Source organism: Flavobacterium tagetis, from assembly GCF_016735615.1.
Taxonomy (GTDB): domain Bacteria; phylum Bacteroidota; class Bacteroidia; order Flavobacteriales; family Flavobacteriaceae; genus Flavobacterium; species Flavobacterium tagetis.
On sequence record NZ_JAERSF010000002.1, the window covers coordinates 1,249,808 to 1,275,285 of the forward strand.

Here is a 25,478-nt window from a genome sequence, read left to right on the forward strand (position 1 = left end):
CCACTTTAGCCTGGCAGCTGCAATTGGAAGAATATGCAATTTTTAAGACTGAGGGACAGGATGGATTCGCACAAAATTTTCGCTTTAGGGGGATAATTCCTTTGAAAGAAGGATTTTTAATAAAAGTGCCGCAGCTGATAAGGGTTATTACTTTTTTAAATACGGCGCCAGACGGCAAAACTGGATTGGGAGATCTGACTTTGAATAGGTTTTTTCTCCTCACCAAGAAAGGCTGGGGGGAGTTTGGTGCGGGATGGAATATTCAGATCCCTACAAGAACCGACGACCAGTTGGGTTCTCCCCAGTGGAGTATCGGTCCGGCTTTCACAGTAATTTTCACGGATCTTGGAAAATGGCAGATGTACTGGATATGGAAAATTTTTTCTCCATATCTGGAAATGACACGTATGGTTCTTCCACTTATGCCGGCTTGCAGCCAAATGTCTTCTATAGATGGGCAAATGGGGTTTATGCTGGGATTGAATCCGAATGGCAGATCGACTATAAGACTGGAAAAGTGGCTATACCGATGGATTTCAGGGTTGGATATATATGGTCGGGCAAATTAAAGTATAATGCTTATATCGAACCTGAGGTTATGGCTTATAGATCCGACGGCTATCCGAGAAATTCTTCAAATTTTGGAGTTAGATTAGGATTTAGATGGTATCTGCCAATGTAGGATCTGTCTAACTGGCAGTATTAGATTGAAATAATTTCTAAAAATAAGCATATGGGGAATATGTTTTGCAAACTAAAGAAGGAAGAAAAAGAAGAATGCTTGGTAAGAATAGAATTTTTCATGAATTCCAAAAAGCTTTTTTTAAATAAAGATTTGTGTCTGGCCCAGCTATCGGAAGAAACAGGAATTACCGGGCATAAAATTTCTTATCTGATTAATGCTGAGCTTAGGTTAAATTTTAATGATTATGTAAATTTAAAAAGAATTCAATACTTGCTGGAAAATATAAATGCCCCTATATTAAAGAATCTATCTATTGAAAAAATGTCGCTTATTTGTGGATTTGGCTCCCGGGCAAGCTGTTTTAGGGCATTGCGCAAACATAAGGGCAAATCTTTAAAACATTTTATAATAGGCTCGCACCTCTCATAATATTTCTTTTATTAAGTTGGATCAGAGATAAATCAATTTTAAAGGCTCGGTAGAACAGTAATAAAACTGGCTACAACTACCTTAATTTGCAACTGTTTCATAGAAAGGGTTCTTTGTACGTAATACTAAGACACGAACTCTTTTATTTATATTATTGTACGGCGCTAAAGAAGTTTAGTAATGTTTCTAAATTGAGGTTTCAAATTTTTTTAATGTAGGAGTATAAGTTCTTGTTAAATCTGAACGCATAGATTGTGCACACACTTTAATGCTAGCATCATAAAAAAAGCTATTAATTAGTTGGCAGCTGATTCTGAAACTCTTCAATCGTTAAATTTCCGAGTGCGGAATGTCTTCTGCAGGTATTGTAAAAGTTCTCTATATAATCAGCTATGGATTTTTCTGCCTTCTCTTTGGTCTTGTATTTATTCTGGTACACAAGTTCTATCTTTAAGGTCTTGAAGAAGCTTTCCGCTACTGCATTATCGTAGCAGTTCCCTTTGCGGCTCATGCTTTGAGCTATTTTATTTGCCTCTAATAGGTTAATAAACTCACGGCAGGTGTATTGTATTCCCCGGTCTGAGTGAAATAGCAGTTACTGACCGATCTGCAGGGGACGATCTAAAAGAGCTTTTGTCAAGGACGCAATGCTGGTCTCTTTTGCTTTCATTGTTTCGCTGATGAACCAGCCGATCACTTTGCGGTCAAAAAGATCTAGCACCACAGTGAGATACAGCCAGCCTTCTTCTGTTTCTAAGTAGGTCATATCAGAAACCCAGACTTCATTTTTTCTGCCTGCTTTAAAAATCTGTTCCAATCTGTTTTCGACGACCTTGCTATTGAGGGATGAGTTAGTAGTCCTTTTGTATTTCGATTTTGCAATGCTGCTCAGATGGTTTTCCTTCATGATCTGACTGACAAATTTCCTGGAGACTTTTATCCCGATAGTATCCAATTCTTTAGCAATTCTCGGACTTCCGTATCGGCACTGGCTCCATTGGTAGATTCTAATAATTTCGTTTATGACGAAAGTTTTTCGCTGGGCCCTTGTGGTGGGTGTTCTTTTGCGCCATCGGAAAAAACTGCTTTTGTGGATCTGAAAAATCCGGCACATCTTCTCAACGGGAAATATTTTCGAGTTTTCTCTGATGAATTCATATTTCACCCGCCGCTCTTGGAGAAGATATTTTGAGCCTTTTCTAGGATGTCCCTTTCAATTTCCAGCTCTTTGATCCGTTTTCGCAGTTTCACTAATTCATTTTTAAGGGATATTTCAGCTGAGGTTTTCTTTATGTTATATCTACCTTCCTTATAACACTTCTTCCAGTGCTGCAGGGTGCTTGTGCTGATGTCGAGTTCTCTTGCCACCTCAAAGACCCTTCCGCAGTGGCTGCTCATGGTGGCGGCCAGAATCTTGAAGCCTAAAGTAAAGGTTCTCCTTGTCGTTTTCATGCCTGTAAAAATCAGAATTCATAAAGTTAGCTTTCAATAAGAAATTCTAAGTACTGCATCCTACTTTTTTACACTTTCTGATCGATACTGTCTAAGCTTTTAGTCGCGAAAAAGGTAGCACCTCCAATCTTAATTTTTAGTCACAAAAAGGCATCAACTCCAAATTTTTGATTGTAAAAAAGTATATTAAAAGTAAATTATTATTCTAAAAATGTTCGCATCACAATATTGTAATTGTGTCTTCTCTAAATTTGATTTTCCACCTTGTCTTGGTTCAAGGTTTTATAAATCCCAATAAAGCTTCTGTTAATCTATTAAGAATATTTATTTTCTCTAAATTTGCATAAATTTCCAAGAATTTTCGAACATAATGATACGAGTACTGCCTATATTCTTACTTTTTACTTCTTTTTTTCTTCATTCTCAATCTTCAACAAAAGAATTGATTGACAGCTTAAATGCTATTGATGATCATGAAAAAAAGGTCAATTTATGTCGAATAATAGCAACTCAATTGCAGTCTACTGACTGGAATAGAGCGATAAAATATATTGAGTTAGCAGAAAGTGAAGCCAAGAAAACAGCAAAGCCAGCAGAAACTTTAGCTGGAATATATACAACTGCCGGAGACCTGTACTATTCAAAAGATGTTTTAGATGTTGCTCTTCAATACTACTTAAAATCATACGATATCTATAAAGAGAAAAACAATGTTCAGGAAATTGCAAATACAGAAAACAATCTTGCCATTGTATATGCTAAAAGTAATAATCAAGAAAAAGCTTTGAAGTTTTTTTCTCATGTTTACAAATATCAAAAAGCGAAGAAGGATTCTGCAAAGCTCGTTAAAATCCTAAATAATATTGGAACAATTTATCTTGATAAAAATGCCGATTCATCATTGCATTATTATCAGAAAGCCCATTTGATTACTACTAAATTAAAGGATAATACTTTGACCGTATATATTTATACCAATTTAGCAAGGACTTATACTTTAAAAAAGGATCAGAAAAACACAAAATTCTATTTTGAAAAAGCTTTTTCTCTTTTAGATTCCATTACTGACAATTCTTTAAAGTCATTTGTTTACGAATCTTTTTCTGAATATAATTTAAAAGACCGGAGGTTTGAAAATTCTATTGAAAACGCCAAAAAAGCTTTAGGATACAATAAAGAAAAAGCATTTGGTTTTTCAAGCATGCGTTTAAATAAAATACTCTATGAAGCTTATCTAGGTAAAGAAGATTATAAAAATGCAGTACATTATTTTCAGAAGTACAACCAGATAAGCGACAGTATCGACATAGAGCAGAAAGCCGTAAATCTTGAACGAATAAGGCTCGAGCAGGATTATAAAGTACGAAGCCAAATTAGATCCTTAGTAGAAGAAAAAACAAGATTTAAATATTATGTTGTTGGATTAATTCTAGTTGTCGGGATTTTGACTTTGATTCTTTTATTAATTCGCTATCGTAACAGAAATATTAAGAATCAATTAGAAAAAGAGAAGCTAAAAGCCAAACAGCAGGAACTAAAACAAAGTCTGGAAGCAAAAAACATGGTTTTGATCGGAAAAGCAATGTCGGAAATACATCGTACAGACAATATCAATGAAATCCTGACAGATCTGAAGAAGATCAAGCTCCAAACGGCCAGTAAAGAAATGCAGAATGCGATCGACATAGTTTTAAAACGTCTGGAAAAAGACTTAAATACAGATATCTGGAAGGAATTTGAAATGAGTTTTGAGCAGGTTCATAAATCTTTCTTCGATAAGCTTGCAGTTGACTATCCTTCACTAACTCCAAAAGACCGAAGATTATGTGCACTGCTGTATCTTGATTTAACTACAAAAGAAATTTGCCAAATAACGGGACAATCGTACAAATCTATCGAAAGCGCCAGAGCAAGACTTCGCAAAAAGTTTGATATAACCAACGAGAAAGTAAATCTATCTACTTATCTAACTACGCTAAAACACAACGAATCATAAAAATAATTTAAAAATTAAGTGTTTGGTTTATTGTGTGTTATGTAAAAAAGAATGTTTTTGAAGGGTACTTTTTTTGCCCGCGAATGTTTTTACATAACTCCTTTTTTTTAGCATTTCTGAGTCTCACTTTATATTCGCCGAATCTATTATAAAAAAGGATTGGATGAATACTAAGAAAAAAAAGGAACAGACGAAAAGTCTGGATGAGCTGCTGGAAGAAACAAAAACAAAGAAGAGTGCACTCTTAAAAATTCTACAAAAAATTACAAAAGCAAATTCTAATGATCAGCCTCCAGGATGATTCTTAGCATTTGCTTTTGTTGCTTGTTATCAACCCTAAAAAAACGTGAGTTTTCATTTAATCAAACAACCTTAATATTAACTTTTAAATTAAAAAAATGAACCAAACCTACTCTAAGCCCAGGTATTTGTTTGTTTTGTTGAGTTTCTTTGTCTTTTCCTTTGGAATGGCTCAGTCGCCTTTGCAAAAAAACAAATCGGCTAATGTGCAAATGGCGATTCAAACGCCAGGAAAAACCACAACAAAGGATCAAGTTTCTAAGAAAACAAGCGATTCAAATGCTTTTCAGGAAGCTGACGCCAATGATCCTCTTCTTCCAAAACAAGAAGATATTAATGGTAAGAAACTTTCACAAAAAGAAAGTGAAGCCGTTAATCAGCAATTTAAGGCAAGCCAAAAGCTTTTTAAACCAAATGCAAGTTCGGCTAAAAGTAAAGCAGCTGCTCAGGATAGTATTTCGAAGGTCAAGTCTTTTGCAAAATCTGCAAATTTAACTTCCAGAAATGTTTTTGAAGTCAAAAAAGCCGCTTTTGGGTTAAGCAGTTCAGATAAAATGCAATTGAAATCTGTTTCAGACAAAAATGGCAGAAGTCTGGCTACCTATCAGCAATTGCATAATTCTATTCCTGTAGAAGGAGCTATTTATAAAGTCAGAGAGAACAAAACCAAAATTGATGCTTTTGGGCAAATTACCAGCAAACTTCCTGCTAACAGTTCTTATAAAGTAAATGCTTCTCAAGGCTTAGAATATGCCTTGAAAGATGTAAACGCCAAAGAATATGTTTGGCAAAGCAAAAAATTAAGCTCTTTGGTGAATAAAAAAATAAGCCAAAAACCGCAAGGTGAACTGGTTTACGTAGGGCCAAGTTTTTCTTCTGAATTGAAAGAATATCATTTGGCTTGGAAGTACGATGTTTTTGCAACTAATCCGCAATCGAGCCAAACTATTTACGTTGACGCAAATTCTGGGAAAACAATTTTAAAGATTGATTTAAACAGAGATGTTCGTTCAGCTTCTTCTGCTCCTGTTGATGGCCGAGCAGCTATTGGTAATGGAAAAGCAAGATTTGCAGGAAACGTTACTTTTGGAACGACTCAATATGCAGAAGGTTATAAATTGGAAACTTTAGAGGGTAAATTCAAAGTGCCGATTTACACTTTAAATATGAATCATGCCGAGCATGCATCTGATGAAGTGCTTACAGAATATATTGATGAGGATAACAACTGGAATGATTTATACAACAAAGACCACGATGAAGCGGCGATTGATATTCATTGGGGATTGCAAACAACATTAAACTATTACGAAGAAAAATTTAACCGTAATAGTGTTGATGATAAAGGAATGACCATTTTTGGACTTGCGCATTTAGGAACTCATGTTCAAAATGCATCGTGGACTGGCGGATGGGCACAGTTTGGCGATGGAGATACGCAGCCTTTTGTGAGTTTAGGAATTACGGGTCACGAGATGACACACGCAGTAACGCAATTTTCAGCCGGTTTGATTTATCTTGGAGAATCTGGAGCTATGAATGAATCATTCAGTGATATTTTTGGCATTTCGATTGAGCTGTACGCTGGAAAAGATTCTAAAAATGACATTTGGATGCTGGGTGATGAATTGTACAAACACGGAAGCTTGAGAAGTATGGCCAACCCAAAAGCGGCTGGCCAGCCTGATACTTACGGAGGTGAATTTTGGGCAGATCCTGCAAATACAAGTTATGATAATGGAGGTGTTCACCAAAACAGCGGAATTACCAACTATTGGTATTATCTTTTAGTTGAAGGTGGACAAGGAGTTAATGATCTTGACAATAGCTATACTATTAAAGGCCTTGGTTTAGCTAAAGCAGAGAAAATTGCATACCTAACGCTTACAGAATATTTGTCGCCTTCTTCGAATTTTAGCGACATGCGTCAGGCTTCTTTAATGGTTGCAGAAGATTTGTACGGACTAGGCTCTGAAGAATACAAACAAGTTACCAATGCATGGTATGCAATTGGTGTTGGTGCTGCTTATTCAGATAAACAGCTTTCGCTTGTTTCTGTTCAAGATCCTTCTTTGCCATGTGGGCAATTAAAAGGTGACGAACCTTTTTATGTGACTCTTAAAAATACCGGATCTACTCTAATTAAAGCAAACGAAGATCTAAATTACAAATTGAGAGCAATGGCAGGTGCTTTAGGCAGACTTATTGAGTTTTATTCTAATGATGGTAAAGTTACTTTTGATAAGGATCTAGGTGTTGGAGAAGAAATTACTATCGAAATTAAAGATAATATTCCATATCAGCTTGGAGGTGCTACAAATTACATAGAGGTAAAAATGGATCTTAACCCAATTGCTGAATTTGGTCAAAAAGATGGCTATTCGTTTACTTCACAAATCATAGTTCCGGCAGCTCAAAAAGATTTTGATATTAAAGTAACAAATCTTGAGATTCCGGATTATACAGGAGAGGAGCTTACTGCAAATCATACCTTGGCAATAACGCTATATAATTTAGGCTGTCAGGATATTCCGGCTGGAACACAGTTAAAAATTGGATATGCAGACACCACACCAGGAAGTGTTACAGTTTGGAAAGATATTACTTTAGAGACTAACTTTAAAGGAAAATCAGAAATCAAAATTCCGTTTGACACAACAGTAGATTTATCGGCAGTTGGCTTGCATACGTACGAAGCTTATGTAACATATGATAAAGATCCCGTTACAGCAAACAACAGTATTCTTAATGCTGCTTACAGTGGTACTGTTACCCAATTCCCATATGTTCAAGGCTTTGAAAGAACTCCTGGAGGATGGAATTCAAAGGCTTTAAGTGAAAACCAGAAATTCATATTTCAGAATTATCCGGCATCATTTAGATCTGTTAAGTCGCAGTATATGTGGGGAATGGTAGACTTTAAAAGCAATGACAGAATGGGGCTTAATTCTGATTTCGTTTTGGAATCGCCAATCTTTGATTTTACAAATGTGGTTTCTCCATATGTTGAGTTCGATTTATATTATTTACTGCATAGAACATATGACGGTTTAATTGTTGAATATTCTGAAGATAAAGGCAAAAACTGGAAAAAAGTAACTACGGTTAACTATCCGGAAACAGAACATAACAATGATCTATTTGATGGTGGCTGGTTTACAGGGGTAAATAATAGTCTGAGAAAAGACCCTTATCAGATACGTTTAAATGAACTTGCCGGAAAAAAAGCTGCAATTCGTTTTCGCGTAAAATCTGATGACTATTATGACGGCTTTATAGGAGGATTTATAGATAATATTTTAGTGAAAGATGCACCCTATGATTTAGAAGTGGTATCTGCGAAATTAGACGCTGGTAAATGCGACATCAACAATAATAATGCTGCCGTAAGTATTAAAGTGACTAACAATTTTGCTACAGCTAGCCAGGCCGTAAATGTTACGACTACAATTCTGGATGCCGCTCAAAATGAAATTTTTTCACAGACAGAAAAGAGAACTTTAGTTTTTGCTAAATTTAAAGATACAATTACGATCAGCGTTCCAAATATCAATTTGAAAACTGAAGGCGAGCATACTGTAGCAGTTTCTGTCTTCCCGGAAGATATGCTGCAAGATGTAAAGCAAGCCAATAATTCCTATGTGATTACATATGACAATTGGAACAATGATGACATGAAAGTATCTGTACTGCCATACAAAATGGATTTTGAAGATGCTTCTAAGTACAAAGGCTGGAGAACTTCTGAAAATAAGGGAGCGGCCGGCTGGAAATACGGAGAGCGTGCCGATTTAGGTTCGCCAGGATGGTTTATTGAGGATCATACTCATTTTATGGCTAGTAATGATGACAAATGCAATTGCGATTCATCGAACGATATGCTGGTTTCGCCTGTATTTGATTTGACAAATTATAAAGAAGCGCATTTATCATTTGACGGTTTTGGAGATCCTCAACAGTGGTCAGATGGGTATGTAAAAGTAAGTACAGACGGAGGTCAGACCTGGAAAGAAGTATTTCACATGCCATATTATGGCGCTTGGTGGGAATATGGTGTTGATTTAACAGAATATGCCGGAAAATCTTGCGTAATGATAGCATTCCAACACAATGACAATGGATTTTTTGCGAACGGTTTTGCAGTAGATAATATCCAAATCAAAGAAGCTAAATCGAATTTAAGACCTTCTAATTTAGTCGTTGCAGAAACGGTTTACGAAGATGCACCTTCACATGAATTCAATATAAACCTTAGAAATTCGGCTTACAAAACATTAGATAAATTTACAATTGAATATCAGATTTCTCAAAACGGAACTGCTGTTGGAAAACCTGTTTCTATTGAAAAAAGCGAGGAAATACTAGTTGGACAAACTATCACATACAAACTAGATGGTTTGCCAAAACTGGCTCCGGGCAAATATGATATTGCTGTAAAAGCATTCACAGCCAATGAGCCTAAAGATCAGGCTCAGGTTTTAAAAGGATCTTTTGAAGTTATTGAAAAAGCACCGGAATTTACTGTTGAAACTTTCTCAACTGTACCAAGCGGTTCATTATTTGGGCAAAAAGGTTTTGTTTCGAGTTTAAGTGATGATAATTATCCATGGAGAGTTGTGGTTAATCCGGACAATGAATATTTGACCGTACCTCAAAAAGATCATACAGGAGATACAGCGGCAAACATGCTTTATAGCCAGCTGGAAGGTTTGTCTTATTACAGCGAGTTGGTTTCTCCAATGTATAAATTAGATGAGAATGCAAGCGCTTTTGAGTTTTATTATGCAATGCAAAGTAATGCTAATGACATTTTCCTTGTCGATATTAAAACGGTAGGAGGTACGTGGACGGAATTATGGAGAACAAACAAAGAAGGTTCTTTTGTTGACACCGAGTGGAAGAAAGTCGATTTGAATATTACTAAATATAAAGGAAAATCAGTAATGTTCCGTTTCAGACACGCTAAGTCAGATGGCTATTCATATATGGTTTTAGATGATTTAAAAGTCTTTAACGAGGCTGTTACAGATGTTTCTATGCAGATTTTATCGCCAAAGGATGTTTGCGGAAACGAAGAATATAAAGTTAAATTGACAAATGAGGGTCAGATTGCAATTAAAGAGAACTCTATTGAGGTAGAAGTAGAATATTTAAATACTTCAGAGAAAATCTCAGAAGCAGTTGCAGCAGGAATTCCCGTTGGAGGAAGTATTGAATACACTTTTAAAACAAAACCAAAATTAATTCAGAATGGAGATTCCCAAGTTTTCAATTTTACAGCAAAATTAGAAAATGACATCATTGCCCAGAATAATACAATTGAGGATTATACCTATCAGGGAGTGGCAGGAGATTTTAAATTATTTGACAATCCATCAGTCCACGGGTACGCAGGAAAAAGCGTTTATCTTAATGCCGAATCTAATTTGTTAATCAGAGAACTTGACGCATCTTCATATAAATGGAGTACGGGAGAAAATACTTCTGCTATCGAAGTAACAAAAGCCGGAGATTATATTGTAACTGCGGTTTTGAAAAACGGATGTTCAATTACAGAAAAAGTAAATGTAACATTTGACACTTTTGAATCTGGATTAGCAAGCGGGGATGTTTGTGGGCCAATAGTGGTTCTAGATCCAGGAAAATACAAAGCCTACGAATGGTTCGACGGTTCAACCGATCCAACTTACAGCACAACAGAAAGCGGTGATTATTATGTAACGGTTTACAATGAAAATGGATTAGGTAAAATTTTCAACACAACAATTACAGTTCTTGAAAATATTGCACCTCAAATTGAAGTTGTAGGCGAAAAGAAAATTGCTGCAACGGCTGATGCTCCTGCTTACCAATGGTATTTAAATGGAAGAATCATTCCAAACGCAACTCAAAAAACAATTGTGGCAATTTGGGAAGGAATTTACAGTCTTCAGACAACAAATAGTAATGGCTGCAGCAGCATGTCAGAACCAATCGATTCTAAAGGTTTGATTATCGGAAAATTAACAAATCCGTTCAGAGTTTTCCCGAACCCGGTTGTAGACAATGCAAATATCTTCCTGGCAGAAAATGTTGAAGGACAGACACAGATAAAATTGTATGGTATGAATGGTAATGTATTATGGAATAAAAACTATTCTAGCATGCCGTCAACAATCAATATTAGTGAATTGCCTGCGGGAGTGTATGTTTTAGATTGTACTGTACAAGGTAAAAAGTTCACAGCTAAAATTATCAAGAAGTAACAAAAATTACAGATAGAAACGGTAACTCTATAAAAATAGAGTTACCATTCTTAAAACCAATTAAATTTTATGAAAAAATCCATGCTAATTATATGCACACTTATGTTGTGTGCAACTGTTACTGCTCAAACCAAAAAGGTCAGACTGGGCGTGAAGGCAGGTTTAAATATTTCCAGTCTTTCTTTTGATGAGAGTGAAATAAACTCTTCAAATAAAAGCGGATTTGCTGCTGGGTTAATGGCTGAGATTCCTGTTGCGGAAAAATTTTCTATTCAACCCGAATTAGTATACAGCCAACAAGGAATGAAGTTTTCTTATGCTGATGCAGAGGTCGAAAATTCGCATTACAAAAGTACCATAAGTTTAAACTACATCAATATTCCGGTGATGTTAAAATATTATGTTGCAAAAGGATTTAGCATTCAGGCAGGACCGCAAATAGGAATACTTTTGAAAGCTAAAAACGAATATCAAGACAATTTTTTAGGATATGAAAATCGTGAAAATCTTAATTTGAAAGACTATACAAATGGAATAGATACTTCTGTAAATTTTGGCTTAGGCTATCAATTTAAAGATAAGTTCTACGCCGATGCAAGATATAATATCTCGTATTCAGATATATTCAAAGAAGCAAATCCGACAGGAAATTACATCATCAACAGCGATATGAAGAATAGAGTTTTTCAGATAACCATTGGTTATTTTTTTAATTAGAGTTAGTACCCTTCATATTTATAGAATCCGCTCATAGAGCGGATTTTTTTATTTGATAGTTTGAAAAATTCAGCACGTGCAAAGAGATTTGTCCATCTGGTTCGAGCTGCCGGGACTATCTTTTTTTCTGATTCAGGGTGCATCTGGTTTATTTTCGAATGTCTTTAAGGTTTATGAATTTGCCTAAGAATTGTCCTGTAAAAAAAATGTCCTTACTTAATTTTTTTTGAATAGAGAGACATCTTTAACCTTCAGCCGTTCATTGAGCCATTCAGCTAATCGGGCATTCTCTGTCTTGCTCAGCTCCGTGCTGCTTCCGTATATCACAGCTGTTAAAGTAGTGATGCTGTCCCTTTGATTGATCATTGTACTTTTGGCAATAGAGATTGAGCTGACAGATGGAAATAATGCAGATGTTTCTTTTAATATTTGGCGATTATCAATTTTATTCCTTTCGATTTCTTTCTCAAGCTGCATTATTTTGACATCTTTTAGGTTCATCTCATTTTCACTGCCTTTAATCTGATTTAAAATATCTCCTTTTAATGTATTGAAGCGGTCGGTAGTGTCCTGTCGGATTTCTAATTTTGTATCTGAAAGGTATTCATTGCTCTGCAGCTTGGTTTTAAGGTTTTCTATTTCTGAGGGGGAAAAACGTTTAGAAAGAAAGGCCAGCTCAAGATTTTTGGCATTGGCAGTATAGTCTGTTTTTTTATAGACGATCGTATATCCCTTGTCAGTAAATTCATTTTCAATAAATATGTTTATATTTTTTTTAAACTGCTGTTCCTGATAAAGCGAATAGGCAAGGTAGCTGCTTGGCAGGAGCATAATTATTATTAGAAAAACGATAATGTATTTAACGCGTTTCTGACTCTTTTCGTCAACTTGTTTGACAGCTCTATAATTAAGATATTTAATAATTAAAAATGTAGCAATTCCAATAAAGACGCAATTGATGCAATAAAGATAAAATGCCCCTAAAAAAAATGACCATTGCGATGTTGCAAGACCGTAGCCGGCCGTACAAAGCGGAGGCATTAGGGCAGTTGCAATGGCAACACCGGGGATAGGGTTTCCTTTCTCTGATCTTGTTACGGCAATCACTCCGACAACTCCTCCAAAAAATGCAATAAGGATATCATAAATATTTGGAGAGGTTCGGGCCAGTAATTCCGACTGCACGTCTTTAAAGGGACTGAGATAAAAATAAAGCGTGGAAACTGCAAGGCTTACTGCCGTAGCATTCAGCAGATTTTTAAGTGATTTTTTAAGCAATACAAAATCATAAATACCCAGTGCAAATCCTGCTCCTACTATGGGGCCCATAAGAGGAGATATCAGCATTGCTCCAATTATGACAGCTGTTGAATTAACATTCAGTCCTACTGAGGCTATAATAATGGCACAGGCCAGAATCCAAAGATTGGCACCTTCAAAGGTTATATTCCTTCTTACGGTTTCCAATGTTTTTGCCCTGTCATCTTCTCCTTCCCTTAAATTGAATAAGTCTGTGATTTTTCTCATAATTTTTCTATTGACATTTAAAATATCGATAATGCTTTTTTATAGGTTTTTAAATATTTAAAATGAATCAGCATAAATATATAAAAACCAGAAAGATATGCTCTGTTTTGAACGCTTAAATCAAATTTACGCTTTTAGCAGCAAAAAACTATCAAATCTATTTTGAGAGATGTTCAAAAATTGTTTTTAGTTAAGCCAAATATATGGTGAGCGTCCCTTTGATTTTGTTTCATATCCTACAACTTTGTTTCATTTTACAATTTGAAACAATAAACTGGCCCTGATATTCTTGAGTTGGATAAACAAATTTTTATTTTAGCTAGCGTAGGAATTTTAACTTATTAACCAGTATTCTACTGTTGATGCTTTACGTTAATTTCTTATAGCTCTTGCCAAACATGGGACACAAACATTTTTGATATTCAACTTAAGCCAAATAAAAGCCAAATTTGCTATTGTCAGAAATCACATTTGGAAATTTTCATGATTTTAAGAAACGTTTTAAATTTTTGCGGAATGTCTCCATGAGAAACCTCATCTTACTAATGCCACAAACTTTCAAAGCAAAAATGAGAGAACGAGTTTTTTTTGAAGTGTATAGAAAACTGCAAAGATAATTGCTGAAAAAAGAGAATAAAATTTCGAAATAGTGCTGCGTTTTTTACTATTCGGACTCAAAAAAAAGTAAGCAATTAAATTTTTTTCTTGTTGTGAGAGAGTTATAGAATATTAAAAAAAATGAATATTAACCATCTAATGATAATCATATATGAAAAAGCTAATTTTAATGGCAGCAGTAAGTTTTTCAATAACAGCTATTTGTCAAAATCAAAAAAAAGGAGGTGAAAAGTATTTAACAGATGCCAGTCAAAAAGAGGCCTCCAAATTTACAAAAGAACTTAATGAGGCTGTATATAAGCAGTTAGCGTTTGATGATAAAACTGCTTTTAAGGATGTTGATAGGGGATTTATTGCCCCTTTAATTAACAATGGGGATATTAAAGACGTAATCAGCGCAACCAAGATGAACTTTATGCAAAATAAGGAAGCGCCTGCTACGGTCAATCCTAGCTTATGGCGCCATGCCCAATTGGTAAATCGAGGTGGTTTGTACAAGGTAATTGACAATATATATCAAGTGCGGGGGCAGGACTTGGTTAACCTTTCAATAATTGAGACTAACAATGGAATTATCCTATTTGATATTGAGTATTCCCCAGAGACTTTGGCAAAGTCAATCGAACTTTATGAAAAAAATCGTGGGAAACGACCGCTAAAAGCTGTTATCATTTCTCACAGCCATGCAGACCATTTTGGAGGAATTGACGGTATATTTAAAGCAGGACTTGCCACTCCTGAAGACTTTTCCAGTGGCCGCATTCCATTGATAGCACCTGAACATTTTGTAGAGGAAGCTGTAAGCGAAAACGTGATGGCTGGTAATGTGATGGCTCGCAGAGCAGGTTATCAATATGGCAATATCCTTGAATCTGGGCCAAAAGGCAAGGTTACCGCTGCTCTTGGAGTAGTTTTGGCAGATGGAGCTTCTGGGCTTCCGATTCCTAATAAGCTGATTAAAAAGAATTGGGAAACTGTCGATATTGATGGGGTGAATTTTGAATTCTTCTTAACTCCCCATGCGGAGGCTCCAGCTGAAATGGTGTTTTTTATCAGAAAATGGAAAGCGCTGTCTATGGCCGAGGACCTGAACCATCTGCAGCACAACATCTACACCTTGCGTGGCGCAAAATCAAGAGATGCAAACTTGTGGGCACATTACTTAGGCGAGGTTATTGCCCGATGGGGAGATGAGGTGGAGGTAAACTTTGGACCACACACCTGGCCAGTTTGGGATAATAAAAATGTGATAGAGTATATGAAAACTCAAAGAGATTTGTATCAATCTATTTATAATACAGTATTGCGCTATGCCAATTATGGTTATGGTCCGGATGAAATTGCTGAAGAAGCAAAGTTACCCGATCCGGTATCGAATAGTTGGTATAATCGCCCATACTATGGTCATCTCAAAAATAACCTAAAGGCAACATATATTCTTAATCTCGGGTGGTTTGACGGAAATGCAGCCAAGCTTGCTACCTACCCTGATGATGCAAGAGGGAAGCGCTATGTAGAAGTAATGGGGGGAGAGAAAAAAGTGGTGGATGCTGCGTTTAAATCATTTAACCTAGGCGACTATCGCTTTACTGTTGATTTGCTAAATAATATTGTCGCATACAATGGCGGCAATACAGAAGCAAATTATTTGATGGCTGATGCTTTGGAACAGCTTGGTTATCAGGAAGAAAATGCGCTTTATCGAAACCTTTATCTTTCTTGTGCCTATGAACTAAGGATTGGCGGGAATGTGCCGAATGATCTTAGCACAATTTCGCCAGAGGTTGTCGGGGCATTACCGCCAGAACTGCTTATCTCGTATTTGAGCATGGCAGTTGATCCAAAAAAGGCTTTAGCGCTAGGCAATCTAAATATTAACCTTGTAATAAAAGGAGAAGCCAAATTCGGTTTGGAATTGCATAATGGCGTGCTGAATAGTGTATCGGATTACCAAAGTAAAAATCCGATGGCGACACTTGAAATTTCCAAGAGCGATTTGCTTTCTCTTATGACTGGAAAAGTGGAGTTGGCCAAGTTAGTATCCGGCGGCAAAGCCAAGATCGGTGGGGATGGAGAAGTACTAAAGAAACTGCGCACTATTTTTGACCTTAACATAAAAAACAATATGAATTTAGTGCTGCCATTGCAGGCGGAGAACAGAATTAAATAATTGTTGTGAAATTTGCTGCTGAGATAAGATCAAGATCGCTGCTTCCAAATTTATCTTTTAGTCCGTTGATATTTGATGCTGCAAATACAATTTCGGCAGATTATTATAAAATAAGTCTTAATTTGAGGTTTTCCGTTAAATTAAGACCTGCCATAATACAATAAAAATAGGTAGCTGTACTTTGTGAAAGCATGTGTTTTTTAAAGATTTCCCTAAAAGAAAAAGCCTTTAAACAATGATGTTTAAAGGCTTTTGGCTTTTAAGTTTTCTTTTGGAACGCCTACTGGCCGAGTTTGCTTTTCATTTTTTTATATATGGATTATAAGCTAGTAATGATTCGAACTTAAGGCTTCAAGCGATTGTTAGACGGTGTTTTCGATTTTATTTTGAAATAGGTGCGCCGATTCTGCACCTGGAGAAAGGAGCGGTAGTTTAGTTGGAGCCTCTTACTGCTGAAGAATATCATAAATGAGAAGGATTATCTCAGGCCCACTACATTGCCTTCAAGCTTTTCAAATTTTTTCAAGCTCTCTTGTCATAATAGTCATTTTATGTCCGTTATTTAAACTTTTTAGACTGTATTTCCAATAGATATTTTATAAAACCTTCCAGTGAAATTGTAATATTTTTACAGCTGGTGTTTTTTAAATCTAGGATAAAATTTAAAAACGAAGATTATGAGATCAATATGGGCAGGTTCGGTGAGTTTTGGATTGATAAATATTCCAATCAAGATCTTTTCAGCAGTAGAACAGAGCAGTCTGGATATGGACATGCTGGATAAAAAGGGCCATGCCGATATCAAATTCAGACGTGCAAATGAAGAAACGGGCAAAGAAGCCGATTTTGCCAAATTTGCAGCGCTTTTTTTAAAAAATTAGCCGTATATTTGCTTTTCACCATACATCAAGACATAATTCTATCGTTTGCCTATTTGCAGAGCCTTATTGGTTCTTTAACCATAACTCCTGCAGATTGCCAAGGCCCCCTTGCCTTGGACTGCCCTAAATGTGAAAGCGATGGCACATCAGAATACCCCTAAAATTATTTATCACGCAGATGACGATGAGGATGACAGGCTGCTGTTTTTGGATGCCCTGGAGGATTTAAGCCTTCCTGCTGTGGTCCAGGGCGCCCGCGACGGGCAGGAACTGCTCCATACCCTTGACAAGAACAAGGGCCGCCTGCCTGATATGATTTTTCTGGACATCAATATGCCGATCAAGAACGGATTTGACTGCCTTGCGGAAATCCGCAGAAGGGAGGATGCCCTGAAAGAAGTGAAGATCATTATGCTCTCCACAAGCAAAAGCCCCGATAATATCGAGCTCTGCCATAAGCTCGGCGCTGATTTCTATGCCGTCAAGCCAAGCAGCTTTCAGGGGCTCAAGGACCTTTTGCAGAAAGTGTTTGAGATGGACTGGGGAAGCGTGCAGAAAAGCGGCAGCAGATTTCTGCTTGTCTGATATATCAGATAAGGTGCTGTCTGCAGCAAATCATAAATCAATCCATTTTTCGGCAGGTCTTCTACTAGCCGGCTAATGACCTGTTTCTTGAATGCTATTTTCTTCTGCTGGCATAGCTTGTTCTGCTGAAGGATTCTCCTGGGATGCTGCAGAATTCAGTTGCGGCGTTTTTTTCATGAGAAGATAAAAATCCCTCAGGTGCCACCACGCGGGGCATCTCTCCACAGGTCCGCTGAAGTTTCTGATGGTCAAATAGCAGCTCCTTAGGAATACCTGGGTATCGGTGATATTGGCCCACTCGGTAAGCCTTACTTCTTTCGGAGGCGGATTATGCTCAAAATATCTTTTTATCTCTTCAGGGTTCATAGGGCAAAATTAGGCAAAAAGTGATGTCCTGTCAAGGGATGCGGGGGAGGCGGCGCGGGATTTTTTTTGGTGTTTCTGCGTTTTTTTCAAGGGGCCTGGCAGTCACCGGACTGGCTCTGTTTATTTATTTATTTATTTATTGAAGGGTTTGTATGATGTTATTTTTTAGGGCTGGTTTTTAGGTTTAGTTTTTAGAGTTGGTTTTTTTTTGGAGCTTTTTCCCGCTATTCGCTGCAATCTTCTGCGCCGAACACCGGCGCAGAAGGATTTCCGCTGCTATCGGGGCTAGGGGCAGCTGTATGGTGAGTTTTGTTTTTGGAGAGTTAAATATTGACATCTCTTTGCTTAATTAAAAATTACGAGTTGTCACTTAAAAAAAGAAATGGCACCAATTCTCTTCAATTGGCGCCATTTGGCTTTGTGACGGGGACAGGACAAATTACAGCATCATTTTTGGATGATTTGAAGAAATTGGCTTTCTATATGTAATGTCTGTCCTCCATTGGCTATGTAAATTTGGTTTAGATAAAAGTATTAGTCCATACTTATTGATTGTTGTTCGACCGGAGCTGAAAATTGGTTTATTTCTTTTTCCGCACAGCTGTTTTGCAGGCTTTTGAGAATGGGAATAAAACCTAGTTTTTGCCTCAGTTGAGCGGCAATAAATAATCAGAGTCATGAGGCTGGAAAATTTAAGTGGTGATCAGATTATCGGCTGTTTACAGACCAATATCAAACGGATAGTTTATCTTTTGCATAGAAACGTATTCTTTGAATAAAAGCCTGTTTAGTTGTATTAATAAAAAAATGGCGCTGATAGAGCTGGTAAAGATGGAAAGTATTTTTTAACGGCATCTGAAAATGGGCAAGAGCTGATAAAATCATAATAGTTGCAGAGGGAGATTGTGGACAGACTCTATCGCTTGGATGGCTTATGCTAAGGAATTATACAGCTGGATTAGATTTAGATTTGATCCTAGACTAAGCGGTAAGCAGAAAAGGAGGCCTGTTATTTAACAGGTCTCCTTTTCAAAAATAAAAATGAAAACTATTAATTCCAGCCGCCTCCGAGTGCTCTGTAAACATTTACAAAGGCGTTCATCTGCTGTTTTTTGGTTTCAATAAGTTCAAACTTAGATTCTAAAGCGTCTTTCTGGGTCAATAAAACTTCCATATAATCTGCCCTGGCAGAACTAAATAGGTTGTTTGATATTTGAATAGACTCATTTAAAGCCTGCACCTGCTTTGACTTTAAGTCATAGCTTTTTGCCGTATTCTGGATTTTAGACAATTGGTTGGCCACTTCAACATAAGCGTTTATCAATGTTCTCTCATAATTGTAAACAGCCTGAATCTGTTTAGCGCCAGCAGTAAAGTATTCTGCTTTAATTGCATTTCTGTTAATCAAAGGAGCTACTAAATCGCCAGCTATAGAATATAATAGAGATTCTGGAGAAGTCAGCAAATATTTAGTGTTAAAAGCCTCGTATCCGATTCCAGCAGAAATGCCCAGCGAAGGATAAAATTTAGCTTTAGCGGCTTTAATATCCAGTTTTGCAGCGATTAGTTCCATTTCGGCTTTTTTAATATCGGGACGATTTTCTAAAAGCTGAGAAGGCACTCCGGCATGAACATCTGCTGGAGTTATAGTGCTGAAAGTATTGCTGCTTCTGGTAATTTTCTGGGGAAAACGTCCCAACAGGAAATTGATTTTATTTTCCGTTTCGGTTATCTGCTGCTGAATATCAAACTGAAGGCTCTGAGTGCTTAAAATCTGCGCTTCAAATCTTCGTACAGCCAGTTCGTTTACTCGGGCAGCCTCCTTCTGTATTTTTACAACTCTTAAAGCATTGGTCTGGATATCAATATTTTGTTTGATAATTTCCAACTGATTATCCAAAGCTAGAAGCTCGTAGTACGAATCGGCTATTTCTGCAATTAAATTGGTAATTACAAAATTCTTTCCTTCGATGGAACCTAAATATCGGTTTAAAGCGGCTTTTTTTGCATTATGCAGTTTGTTCCAAATATCTATTTCCCAGCTTGAAGTAAGGGCAAAACGATAATTGGGAAGCGGATCGGGCGTTTCTCTGCCAGGCATAATCTCGGTTGTTGCCTCGCCTGAACCTGTGCTTGTATACCTTCCGGACTTGGTTAGATCAGCACCAGCGCTAAAGCCAACAAATGGCAGGTATTCACCTTTTCTGGCTTTTACTTCGCTTTTTGCAATTTCGATTTCTTGAAGCGTAATATTCAATTCCTGATTGTTTTTCAGTGCAATATCAATCAGGTTTTCTAGATTTTCATCCGTAAAATAGCTTCTCCACTTTACTTTTCCAGTGTTAAGCGTATCTAAACCATTATCGGCATAGTTTTCGGGTACTGTCCTGTTTTCTGTTTTCTCTGCAATAGAAGCCGTCTTACAGCCCGCTATAGAGAGCATTACGCAGGCAAGACCTGCGTATTTTATATTTCTGTTATTCTTCATTTTCCTGAGTTTGATTGTTTGTTGAAAAATCATCTACATGATGCATGAAATCATCAGACAATGAACTTTCTTCTTCTCCTTTAATTAGTTTTCGGCCCTCGGCCAATGAGCCAAAAATGTAATATAGTCCAGGAACTATGATTACTCCGAAAATGGTTCCGAAAAGCATTCCTCCAAGTGCAGATCCACCGATGGTCCTGTTTCCGATTGCACCGGCTCCAGAAGCAAAGATTAACGGAATCAAACCGGCAATAAAGGCAAAAGATGTCATTAAGATCGGTCTGAAACGAACTTTGGCGCCTTCAATAGCCGCTTCCAGTATTGTGGCGCCCTGCTGGTGCTTGAGGACAGCAAATTCAACTATCAGTACGGCATTTTTACCCAGCAGTCCAACCAGCATGATCAATCCGACCTGGGCATAAATATCGTTTTGCAGGCCCATAATCTGCAGAATGACAAAAGAGCCTAAAATTCCAACAGGAATAGATAAAATTACAGACAATGGAATAATAAAGCTTTCATATTGCGCCGCTAGTACAAAGTAAACGAAAGCCAATACCACTAAAAAGATATAGATCGATTCGTTTCCTCTGCCGGCTTCATCGTAAGAAAGCCCTTCCCATGCAATATCATAACCTTTCGGAAGCGTTTTTGCAGCTGTTTCCTGCACCGCCTTAATCGCGTCTGCTGTGGTATAGCCGCTTGCAGGCTGCCCCTGAATAGCGGCAGAATTGTACATGTTGTAACGCGTGATCTCATTAGGCCCCTGCGTTTTTTTAAGCGTCATAAAGGCAGAATAAGGCACCATTTCTCCATGATCATTTTTCACAAAAAGATTCAACACATCTGATGGCAGCCTTCTGAATTTTGGATCCGATTGCACGTATAGTTTAAAAAATCTTCCAAATTTGATGAATCCCTGTTCGTAGGTGCTTCCGATTAAGATATTCAGGTTTTCCATTGCCTTGCCGATAGAAACGCCTTTCTGCATAGCCAGATCGTTATTGATCTCCAACTCATACTGCGGATAATTGGCGGCGAAGAAAGTAAACAAGCCAGAAAGCTCTTTACGTTTTCCCAGCTCGGCCATAAACTGCTTGTTGATTTTATCAAATTCCTGATAATTGGTACTCGTCGTTTTGTCTAATAGACGCATAGAGAAACCTCCTGAAGAACCAAATCCTGGAATTGCGGGCGGTTCAAAAAACTCCACAACAGCCCCCAGATCTTTTGATTTCTTCTCCAGTTCTTCCATGATTTGGGTTACAGAATGTTTCCTGTCAGACCATGATTTTAAGTTAATCAGACAGGTTCCGGCATTAGAGCCGCGACCTTCGGTCATGATTTCGTAACCCGCCAAAGAAGAAACCGATTCAACTCCTTCAACACTTTCGCAGATTTTCTGCAGTTTCTGAGCGACCTGATTGGTTCTTTCCAAAGTTGCGCCGGGAGGCGTCTGGATGATTCCGTAAATGGTTCCCTGATCTTCGCTCGGAATAAACCCGGATGGAAGCACTTTGTTCTCTATAAAAATGAAAGCGCAGAATGCAATCAGGATTCCAAAAGTCAATACTCTTCGGCTTACGATTGTTTTTAAAACAGCAACATAACGGCCTGTAAGCCTTTCAAACCATCTGTTGAAAGCATCAAGCGATTTTGTCAGGATATTTCCTTTTTTCTCTTTTCCATGGTTGTTTTTCAAAAGAATGGCACAGAGAACAGGGGTAAGGGTCAAAGCTACAATAGCAGAAATGATAATCGAGCTGGACATGGTAACCGAAAACTGTCTGTAGAAGGTTCCCACCGGTCCCGACATAAAGGAAACGGGAATAAAAACGGAAACCATAACAGCTGTAATGGCAATAATGGCGCCTCCAATTTCGCCCAATACTAATTTAACGGCATGATACGGCGTAATATGCGGAAATTCTTCAAACTTGGCATGGACCGCCTCGACGACGACAATCGCATTGTCGACCACAATTCCGATTGCCAATACCAAAGAAAACAGCGTTACCAGGTTGATTGACATTCCAAACATTTGGATTACAAAGAAAGCTCCAACTAAAGATACGGGAACGGCAATAATCGGGATTAAAGTCGAACGCCAGTCTCCTAAAAATATAAATACAACCAAAGCAACCAAAATGAAGGCATCTCTTAGCGTATGGACAACCTGATCAATAGAAGCATCTAAGAACTGCGAAACGTCGTAGCTGATTTTATAATCCATTCCTGGAGGAAAACCCGCTTTCATTTCTTCCAGTTTTGCTTTCACGTCGCGAATTACATCACTCGCGTTACTTCCATAGTTTTGTTTCAGTACAATAGCGGCAGAAGGATGACCGTCCAGGTTCGAATAAATATCAAAGAATTCGCTTCCTAATTCGACTTTTGCAATATCTTTCAGGCGAATGCTTTCTCCTTCTGAATTGGCGCGTACAATTACATTTTCATATTCTTTAGGTTCGTCGTACCTGCCTTTATAAGTCAGTACATATTCTAAAGATTGTGCGGCAATACCGGAACTCTGCCCTAATCGGCCTGGACGGCCGATGATGCTTTGTTCCTGAAGCGCCTGCATCACTTCTTCAACAGAAATTTTATAAGCCCTCATTCTGTCCGGATTAAGCCATACACGCATGGCATATTTGCGGCTTCCTAATATCTGGGTTCTTGCCACACCCTTAACACGGCTGATTTCAGGAATCATTTTCACATCGGCATAGTTGTAGAGAAACTTCTCATCCATGCTTTTGCTTTTCGAATAAAGGTTCACGTACATCAGCATACTGGGCTGAATAGGAGTAATGACAACCCCTTCACGCTGAACCAGTTCAGGTAATAATGGCATTACCTGATCTACCCTTGTTTTTACCCTGATTACAGCTTCATTAGGATCTGTTCCTGGTTCAAATATGATTCTAAGAGTTGCTTCTCCGGCACTCGTTGCATCTGTCGCCATGTAACGCACGCCTTGCGTGCCGTTAAGGGAATTCTCCAAGGTGATTAAAGTCGATTTAACCAGTACATCGGCACTTGCTCCCGGATAAGCGATAAAGATATTTACGGTTGTGGGTGCAATTTCAGGGAATTGCGATATAGGGAGCTGTCTGATGGACAGCGTACCTATAAAGACAATTATAATCGAAATTATAATTGCAAAAACGGGTCTATGTATAAATTTATTAAACATGTGTTCTTTTTTTAGATTCGGTTATTCTGCATACAGTTCTAAATTGGACATAACCGACTGGGGTTTTACCACTTGGTAATCTATTTTCTGGTTTTCTTTTACAAGACGAAGCCCCTCTAAAAGTATTTTATCATCAACAGACAAGCCTTCTTTTATTGCAAATAGGTGAGGCATCTCGGCAGCAATAACAACCTCTCTGGATTTTACAGCATTGTTTTTGTCAATTACATATACATATTTTTTATCTAAAACCTCAAATGTGGCTTTTTGAGGTATCAGCATAGCATTTTTCAGTTCTATAGGCATCTGGATGCTTCCTGTTTCTCCGTGTCTCAATAATCTTTTTGGGTTAGGGAAAGTAGCTCTAAAAGGGATGTTTCCTGTTTCATTGTCAAAGTCGGCTTCAATGGTTTCTACAACTCCTGGATATTGGAATTTTTTATTATTGGCCATCAAGAGATTGACTTTCATTTTTCCAGTTTTTCCAGTTTTCTCCTGATAGTCCAGATATTCAGATTCAGGAACATTGTAATACACCCACATCGAGCTATTATCTGCCAGTTCTGTCAGCAGTTCTCCTTCATCGACCAAACTTCCCTGACGTACATGAAACTTATCTATGATTCCGTCAAAAGGCGCTCTGATTTCTGTAAACTGAAGATGGACTTTGCTTAAAGCCATTTCTGCATCTGCTTTTTCCAGTTTTGCTTTGGCCATTGCCAGTTCGTTTGGAGAAACCACTTTTTCATCGGCCAATTTTTTAGCATTCTGGTATTCAATTGAGCTGAAACTTACCTCTGCTTTGGATTTTTTTAATTCGGCTTCATAAAGTGCAGGCATGATTTTAAATAACAGCTGTCCTTTTTTAACCATCTGGCCTTCGTCGACATAAATTTTTTCAAGATAACCGCGTTCTTGGGCTCTTATTTCGATATGCTGGATGGAATGTATCTGAGATACATAATCTTTTGTAATGGTAGTATCCTTTTCGATTGGATTGGTAACCAGAAATTTGGTTTTTTCCTCTTTTTCTTCTTCTTTTTTAGAATTGCAGCCTGCCAAAACTAAGGCGCACAGACTCATGATCATGAAAATTCTCTTCATAATTATTTCAGCGTTAAAACGTAATTTATTTTTGATTTTTAGGTAAAAAGGCCTTTAGAAACAGACCATAGGAGTTCTTGTCCGTCTATTTTCTAATTAAAGCCTACAGCGGATAAAAACAATAAAGCAGTGAGCTATTGAGCAGCAATAGCCTTAAAAATCAAATTCGGAAAACCTGAAACAGCAGATATACTTTATTATCAAGTAAACTGAAGATTTTGCGGCCATTCACTTTTTGGGTAAAAGCAGTCGCTGAATGGACAAAATGATTGGTGCTGTGAAAAATTAAAAAGTAGTTATTTTTTGCAGGCTGTTTTTGAGCTGCAGAAAAATTGTCTTCATTTTCTTCATTATCAAAAAGGCATATTTTTCTTTTAAAAGATTCAAATGAGCGTCCTCGATTTAATTCCGGTTCATTATGAACATTATTTACAAGAGTGCAGAATGAGAACTTTTTGAAAATTACAATATTATGGTGTGCATAAGCGCTGCCATATCCATTTAGAAGAATGACAATTGAAATGAAGAGTTTAGTGCACCAATTTTTCATAATAGCCACAAATTTAAACAAACGGTGCAATAAAAACAATTGCCGGGATTTATTAATTAGTGAAAATATTATTTTCGCATTATCAGGTTCTTGTTTTTACAATATTATTTTTTTTACGGGCGCATAGTTAGAATAGATCAATAAAAAGAAGATGTTCAAATTTTCATCT

Annotated in this window: 19 protein-coding genes; 10 read left to right on the top strand and 9 right to left on the bottom strand. The window is 37.4% G+C overall.

The window, feature by feature from the left end; genetic code table 11:
- Positions 1-352: 352 nt before the first annotated feature.
- Entirely contained in the window at positions 353-682 is a 330-nt protein-coding gene (locus JI750_RS12850; RefSeq protein WP_202002408.1) for a hypothetical protein, read from the top strand.
- Between the two features lie 51 nt (positions 683-733).
- On the top strand, positions 734-1,114 hold the full coding sequence (locus tag JI750_RS12855; RefSeq protein ID WP_111290913.1) for a helix-turn-helix domain-containing protein: 381 nt from the start codon (positions 734-736) through the stop codon (positions 1,112-1,114).
- A 292-nt stretch (positions 1,115-1,406) separates the two neighbouring features.
- Here JI750_RS12855 and JI750_RS22205 read toward each other — a convergent pair whose 3' ends face one another.
- The 3 genes from JI750_RS22205 to JI750_RS12870 are packed head-to-tail and all read right to left on the bottom strand — an operon-like array spanning position 1,407 to position 2,566.
- Entirely contained in the window at positions 1,407-1,709 is a 303-nt protein-coding gene (locus JI750_RS22205; RefSeq protein WP_111290915.1) for an integrase core domain-containing protein, read from the bottom strand.
- Complete coding sequence (locus JI750_RS12865; RefSeq protein ID WP_111290917.1) at positions 1,710-2,279, bottom strand: IS3 family transposase; 570 nt, start codon at positions 2,277-2,279, stop codon at positions 1,710-1,712.
- On the bottom strand, positions 2,276-2,566 hold the full coding sequence (locus JI750_RS12870; protein ID WP_111290919.1) for a transposase: 291 nt from the start codon (positions 2,564-2,566) through the stop codon (positions 2,276-2,278). Before JI750_RS12870 ends, JI750_RS12865 begins: the two co-directional genes overlap by 4 nt.
- Before the next feature lie 370 nt (positions 2,567-2,936).
- On the opposite strand from JI750_RS12870, the gene JI750_RS12875 reads away from it, so the two are divergent.
- From JI750_RS12875 to JI750_RS12890, 4 genes are all read left to right on the top strand, one after another.
- Positions 2,937-4,562 carry a tetratricopeptide repeat protein gene (locus JI750_RS12875; protein WP_111290921.1) on the top strand — a complete coding sequence of 542 codons (1,626 nt, stop codon included), beginning with the start codon at positions 2,937-2,939 and terminating at the stop codon, positions 4,560-4,562.
- A 163-nt stretch (positions 4,563-4,725) separates the two neighbouring features.
- Positions 4,726-4,863: a hypothetical protein gene (locus JI750_RS12880; RefSeq protein ID WP_162615036.1), complete on the top strand. Its 138-nt coding sequence runs from the start codon at positions 4,726-4,728 to the stop codon at positions 4,861-4,863.
- Between the two features lie 97 nt (positions 4,864-4,960).
- Positions 4,961-11,107 (top strand): M4 family metallopeptidase, encoded by a 6,147-nt coding sequence (locus JI750_RS12885; protein ID WP_202002409.1) that lies wholly within the window; start codon positions 4,961-4,963, stop codon positions 11,105-11,107.
- A gap of 69 nt (positions 11,108-11,176) precedes the next feature.
- Positions 11,177-11,824, top strand: coding sequence for a porin family protein (locus JI750_RS12890; protein WP_202002411.1), 648 nt, complete (start codon positions 11,177-11,179; stop codon positions 11,822-11,824).
- Between the two features lie 216 nt (positions 11,825-12,040).
- On the opposite strand, the gene JI750_RS12895 is transcribed toward JI750_RS12890, so the two are convergent.
- Positions 12,041-13,351, bottom strand: a complete 1,311-nt coding sequence (locus tag JI750_RS12895; protein ID WP_202002414.1) for a DUF389 domain-containing protein — start codon at positions 13,349-13,351, stop codon at positions 12,041-12,043.
- A 769-nt stretch (positions 13,352-14,120) separates the two neighbouring features.
- Here JI750_RS12895 and JI750_RS12900 point away from each other — a divergent pair.
- The 3 genes from JI750_RS12900 to JI750_RS12910 all read left to right on the top strand — a co-directional run bounded on the left by JI750_RS12900 (position 14,121) and on the right by JI750_RS12910 (position 17,605).
- Positions 14,121-16,139, top strand: coding sequence for an alkyl/aryl-sulfatase (locus JI750_RS12900; RefSeq protein ID WP_202002416.1), 2,019 nt, complete (start codon positions 14,121-14,123; stop codon positions 16,137-16,139).
- Positions 16,140-16,816: 677 nt separating this feature from the next.
- On the top strand, positions 16,817-17,020 hold the full coding sequence (locus JI750_RS12905; protein WP_236673042.1) for a Ku family protein: 204 nt from the start codon (positions 16,817-16,819) through the stop codon (positions 17,018-17,020).
- Positions 17,021-17,158: 138 nt separating this feature from the next.
- Complete coding sequence (locus JI750_RS12910; protein WP_202002420.1) at positions 17,159-17,605, top strand: response regulator; 447 nt, start codon at positions 17,159-17,161, stop codon at positions 17,603-17,605.
- 72 nt (positions 17,606-17,677) lie between these two features.
- Here JI750_RS12910 and JI750_RS12915 read toward each other — a convergent pair whose 3' ends face one another.
- Positions 17,678-17,971 (bottom strand): DUF6965 family protein, encoded by a 294-nt coding sequence (locus JI750_RS12915; RefSeq protein ID WP_109193328.1) that lies wholly within the window; start codon positions 17,969-17,971, stop codon positions 17,678-17,680.
- A 363-nt stretch (positions 17,972-18,334) separates the two neighbouring features.
- Here JI750_RS12915 and JI750_RS22110 point away from each other — a divergent pair, with 363 nt between their 5' ends.
- Positions 18,335-18,460: a hypothetical protein gene (locus tag JI750_RS22110; RefSeq protein ID WP_255566620.1), complete on the top strand. Its 126-nt coding sequence runs from the start codon at positions 18,335-18,337 to the stop codon at positions 18,458-18,460.
- Between the two features lie 562 nt (positions 18,461-19,022).
- Here JI750_RS22110 and JI750_RS12920 read toward each other — a convergent pair.
- From JI750_RS12920 to JI750_RS12935, 4 genes are all read right to left on the bottom strand, one after another.
- On the bottom strand, positions 19,023-20,459 hold the full coding sequence (locus JI750_RS12920; protein WP_202002423.1) for a TolC family protein: 1,437 nt from the start codon (positions 20,457-20,459) through the stop codon (positions 19,023-19,025).
- On the bottom strand, positions 20,449-23,655 hold the full coding sequence (locus JI750_RS12925; protein WP_202002426.1) for an efflux RND transporter permease subunit: 3,207 nt from the start codon (positions 23,653-23,655) through the stop codon (positions 20,449-20,451). Before JI750_RS12925 ends, JI750_RS12920 begins: the two co-directional genes overlap by 11 nt.
- Positions 23,656-23,676: 21 nt before the next feature.
- The gene (locus JI750_RS12930) at positions 23,677-24,759 is read right to left on the bottom strand and encodes an efflux RND transporter periplasmic adaptor subunit (protein WP_202002429.1); all 1,083 of its coding nucleotides are present in this window, start codon (positions 24,757-24,759) and stop codon (positions 23,677-23,679) included.
- 160 nt (positions 24,760-24,919) lie between these two features.
- Complete coding sequence (locus JI750_RS12935; protein ID WP_202002432.1) at positions 24,920-25,309, bottom strand: hypothetical protein; 390 nt, start codon at positions 25,307-25,309, stop codon at positions 24,920-24,922.
- Between the last annotated feature and the right edge of the window lie 169 nt (positions 25,310-25,478).

Coding starts and splice junctions, on each gene's coding strand:
- JI750_RS12930 (WP_202002429.1), bottom strand. CDS start 24,759: ATGAAGAGAATTTTCATGATCATGAGTCTGTGCGCCTTAGTTTTGGCA.
- JI750_RS12880 (WP_162615036.1), top strand. CDS start 4,726: ATGAATACTAAGAAAAAAAAGGAACAGACGAAAAGTCTGGATGAGCTG.
- JI750_RS12885 (WP_202002409.1), top strand. CDS start 4,961: ATGAACCAAACCTACTCTAAGCCCAGGTATTTGTTTGTTTTGTTGAGT.
- JI750_RS12895 (WP_202002414.1), bottom strand. CDS start 13,351: ATGAGAAAAATCACAGACTTATTCAATTTAAGGGAAGGAGAAGATGAC.
- JI750_RS12910 (WP_202002420.1), top strand. CDS start 17,159: ATGGCACATCAGAATACCCCTAAAATTATTTATCACGCAGATGACGAT.
- JI750_RS12920 (WP_202002423.1), bottom strand. CDS start 20,459: ATGAAGAATAACAGAAATATAAAATACGCAGGTCTTGCCTGCGTAATG.
- JI750_RS12905 (WP_236673042.1), top strand. CDS start 16,817: ATGAGATCAATATGGGCAGGTTCGGTGAGTTTTGGATTGATAAATATT.
- JI750_RS12900 (WP_202002416.1), top strand. CDS start 14,121: ATGAAAAAGCTAATTTTAATGGCAGCAGTAAGTTTTTCAATAACAGCT.
- JI750_RS12890 (WP_202002411.1), top strand. CDS start 11,177: ATGAAAAAATCCATGCTAATTATATGCACACTTATGTTGTGTGCAACT.
- JI750_RS12915 (WP_109193328.1), bottom strand. CDS start 17,971: ATGAACCCTGAAGAGATAAAAAGATATTTTGAGCATAATCCGCCTCCG.
- JI750_RS12870 (WP_111290919.1), bottom strand. CDS start 2,566: ATGAAAACGACAAGGAGAACCTTTACTTTAGGCTTCAAGATTCTGGCC.
- JI750_RS12850 (WP_202002408.1), top strand. CDS start 353: ATGGCAGATGTACTGGATATGGAAAATTTTTTCTCCATATCTGGAAAT.
- JI750_RS12875 (WP_111290921.1), top strand. CDS start 2,937: ATGATACGAGTACTGCCTATATTCTTACTTTTTACTTCTTTTTTTCTT.
- JI750_RS12925 (WP_202002426.1), bottom strand. CDS start 23,655: ATGTTTAATAAATTTATACATAGACCCGTTTTTGCAATTATAATTTCG.
- JI750_RS12855 (WP_111290913.1), top strand. CDS start 734: ATGGGGAATATGTTTTGCAAACTAAAGAAGGAAGAAAAAGAAGAATGC.
- JI750_RS12935 (WP_202002432.1), bottom strand. CDS start 25,309: ATGAAAAATTGGTGCACTAAACTCTTCATTTCAATTGTCATTCTTCTA.